The 3072-nt window shown below is 48.0% G+C and carries 4 protein-coding genes; 1 reads left to right on the top strand and 3 read right to left on the bottom strand.

Annotated features, from left to right (window positions below):
• Together VIN66_RS04795 and VIN66_RS04790 are read right to left on the bottom strand one after the other, a co-directional pair.
• The coding region (locus VIN66_RS04795; RefSeq protein ID WP_331922932.1) for a DUF2987 domain-containing protein at positions 1 to 428 on the bottom strand (428 nt) is incomplete at its 3' end.
• Between the two features lies 1 nt (position 429).
• Positions 430 to 1293, bottom strand: coding sequence for a glucosaminidase domain-containing protein (locus tag VIN66_RS04790; protein WP_331922931.1), 864 nt, complete (start codon positions 1291 to 1293; stop codon positions 430 to 432).
• 245 nt (positions 1294 to 1538) lie between these two features.
• Here VIN66_RS04790 and VIN66_RS04785 point away from each other — a divergent pair, with 245 nt between their 5' ends.
• On the top strand, positions 1539 to 2753 hold the full coding sequence (locus VIN66_RS04785; RefSeq protein ID WP_331922930.1) for a pyridoxal phosphate-dependent aminotransferase: 1215 nt from the start codon (positions 1539 to 1541) through the stop codon (positions 2751 to 2753).
• Positions 2754 to 2807: 54 nt separating this feature from the next.
• On the opposite strand, the gene tnpA is transcribed toward VIN66_RS04785, so the two are convergent.
• On the bottom strand, positions 2808 to 3072 hold a 265-nt coding region (gene tnpA, locus VIN66_RS04780; protein WP_331922929.1), incomplete at its 5' end, for an IS200/IS605 family transposase.

The following is a 3072-nucleotide window of genomic DNA, read 5'->3' as shown; positions in this document are numbered from 1 at the left end:
GCCATATCATCCAGCAACAGCTCAAACTGCTGTTGATAATGTTGTAAAGTCGCAATATCCAGCGATGATGGCAGGCGCATGCGCGAACGCAGCCGCATTTCTACCTGACAAGCCTCGGCATTGTCAGCCTGACGTAGCAGTAGAACGGCATTACTGTCTTTTAATGCCTCATCATACGGCAGACTGAGTTCTCCATTGCCTGCGATATCAACGGCAATATCGTGCTGATCGCTTAGCAGCTTTAAACTATAAAACCGGCATGCTTTACCGCTGTTTACTCCGGTCAGCGCAAAAGCCAGGGTAATGTCGCTGTACTGCGGCTGTTGCAGCTTTTTCATCCTGCCGTAAAAACCGTTGTAGTTCAGCTGTAAATCAGCTACGGCTGGCATCGTCAGCAACAACGCCGCCAGTAGAGACAAATTACGCATATTATTCTTCCAGTAACTTGCGGTTGAACCGGATCATGCCACTGATTTCAGCGATATATTCTTCGCCACGCTCGGAATACGCCCCTAAGCCAGCAGCAAGAGCCTCACCCCGCACGGGTTTACCCTCTTCACGCAGCCTGGCGCGAATATTACGCAAATGTTCATAGGTGTGGAAAGTATTCAGATTGTAGAAATAACTTTTAATACTGGCTGCCGGGCTGTTGAACTTTGCCACTTCATGGTAGCTACCTTCGACACGGGATTGTGGTACCAAGCCACAACCTTCACGAAAGCACCACTGCCCAAAAAAGTTATAGCCTTCAATGGCAAAACGGCTGGTTCCCCAGGCCGATTCATTGGCGGCCTGCATCAGCACCAGCGTATCCGGGATCACGTCAACCCGCTTTAATAGCTCATCAAGCATGGTAATGTCGCTTTCCGCCACATCCATACGAAACTCATCGTACAGGCTGTACAAAAACGCATATTCTTCTAATGAAATACGCAGCCGCTTTTGCTTCTTGTCGTGAATATCCAGTAGCTGCTGACGTAACGAGCGCAGCCGGGCATTTTCACGTTTAACATAAGGCCGCAGATAGTTAAAAAACGTCCGTTTCTTTTCTGTGATATCGGTGATGCTGTCAAAATCAGGCAACGAAGTAAACACCGGCATCGGCTGTGTATAAGCAAGGCGCTGCAGGACTTTCTTTTTGTCGGCCTCGTTCAGTGCAGTAAGCCGGCTGGGCTTTTGCCAGTCTTCCAGTGAATCTACCTGCTTAACCGGCTCCAGCTCTGAAAACGGACTTAACGCCGCCGCCATAACCGCCAGCCAGAACACCAAAATACTTATTCGCTTTAATAACATCTGCCACCTGTGGGTTACCCTGCCTGCATAGCACCTTTGCTATGTTGATAACCAGTTCGCTACAACAAAACGCGGCTATTTTACCTGCCCCGGCAAATTTATACGATGAAAATGTGTTTTGGCTTGTTTTTTTCCTGAAAACCCCGTGCCGCCCATTGCAAAGCAGCATCAGTTATGTGAAAACTGTTCGTTCACAGCTATATAGCTGTCTGGAAGGATAAGACGGAGATAATAAGGTCGTTGTTATGAAACCCATTGAGCGCTCGACAAAATTAGACGGAGTCTGTTACGACATTCGTGGCCCTGTTGCGAGGGAAGCAAAAAGAATGGAAGAGGAAGGCCATCGGATCCTGAAACTGAATATTGGCAATCCCGCGCCTTTTGGTTTTGAAGCACCGGATGAAATTCTGAAACATGTTATTCATAACCTGCCAACTGCGCAGGGGTATTCAGATTCTCAGGGCATATACAGCGCCAGGGTAGCTGTTGCGCAATACTACCAGCAGCGCGGCATTCTGGGCGCAGATGCTGATGATGTTTATATTGGTAACGGTGTATCAGAACTGATCCTTATGTCTTTGCAGGCGCTGCTGAATAACAGCGATGAGGTGCTTGTCCCCTCACCGGATTACCCGTTATGGACAGCTGCAGTCAACCTCGCTGGCGGAAAACCCGTACACTATCGCTGCGACGAGCAACAGGATTGGTACCCCGACCTTAATGATATTAAAGAAAAAATCAGTAAAAAAACCAAAGCGATAGTACTGATTAACCCCAATAACCCTACAGGTGCTGTGTACAACAAAGCCTTTTTACAAGAGCTGCTGAAGATTGCCCGTGAGCACCGGCTGGTGGTATTGAGTGATGAGATCTATGACAAAGTGTTGTATGACGGCACCGAGCATGTCAGTACCGCGTCTTTAGCCGACGACCTTATTATGCTGACGTTTGGTGGTTTATCGAAAAACTACCGGATTGCCGGTTTCCGTGTTGGCTGGCTATTTATTTCCGGCGCCAAGCACCTGGCAAAAAACTATATCGAAGGTTTGAATATCCTGGCGTCTATGCGTCTGTGTGCCAATGTGCCCTGTCAGCATGCTGTGCAAACTGCTCTGGGTGGCTATCAAAGTATTAATGAACTGATTGTGCCGGGCGGCAGATTATACGACCAGATGGATCTGGCGCATAAACTGGTAACAGACATTGATGGCATCAGTTGTATGCGGCCTAAAGGCGCTATGTATTTATTTCCGAAAATAGATCGGAAGAAATTCCGCATAAAAGATGATGAATTATTCGTGCTGGACTTTCTGCGCCAGCATAAAGTGCTGTTAGTGCATGGCCGCGCCTTTAACTGGCCTGAGCCGGATCATTTCCGTGTTGTATTCCTGCCACATAAAGAGCAGCTAGCCGCAGCTATTGGCAAACTCGCGCAGTTTTTGCCGGGTTATAGTCAGTAAGTAAAAATCCACCTCCATAGGAGGTGGCTTTGCGTTGGCCCCCTATAAGGGGGCTTAATTATTTCCGACATCCAGCTTGAGTTGACGTTCTTCGTCTTCTCTGCCCACTTTATCCTGATGCCTGACATAGCGCCGGATAATTTCTTCATTCGCACCAACTGAGTCTACGAAGTAGCCACGCTGCCAAAAGTGATTTCCCCACAGCTTTTTCTTACGAAGATACGGAAATTTATTAAACAGCCTGATTGCCGTTCTTCCTTTGAGGACTCCCATCAATTCCGACACGCTGACATTCGGTGGTGTTCTCACGACTAAGTGC

The sequence above is a fragment of the Rheinheimera sp. genome (assembly GCF_036568245.1).
Taxonomy (GTDB): domain Bacteria; phylum Pseudomonadota; class Gammaproteobacteria; order Enterobacterales; family Alteromonadaceae; genus Alishewanella.
The sequence above is the reverse complement of the archived record's forward strand: the minus strand, read 5'-3'. Positions and strand labels throughout refer to the sequence as shown.

Bases quoted from the DNA above. Each gene is read 5' to 3' on its own strand.
- VIN66_RS04790 (WP_331922931.1), bottom strand. From the start codon at position 1,293: ATGTTATTAAAGCGAATAAGTATTTTGGTGTTCTGGCTGGCGGTTATG.
- VIN66_RS04785 (WP_331922930.1), top strand. From the start codon at position 1,539: ATGAAACCCATTGAGCGCTCGACAAAATTAGACGGAGTCTGTTACGAC.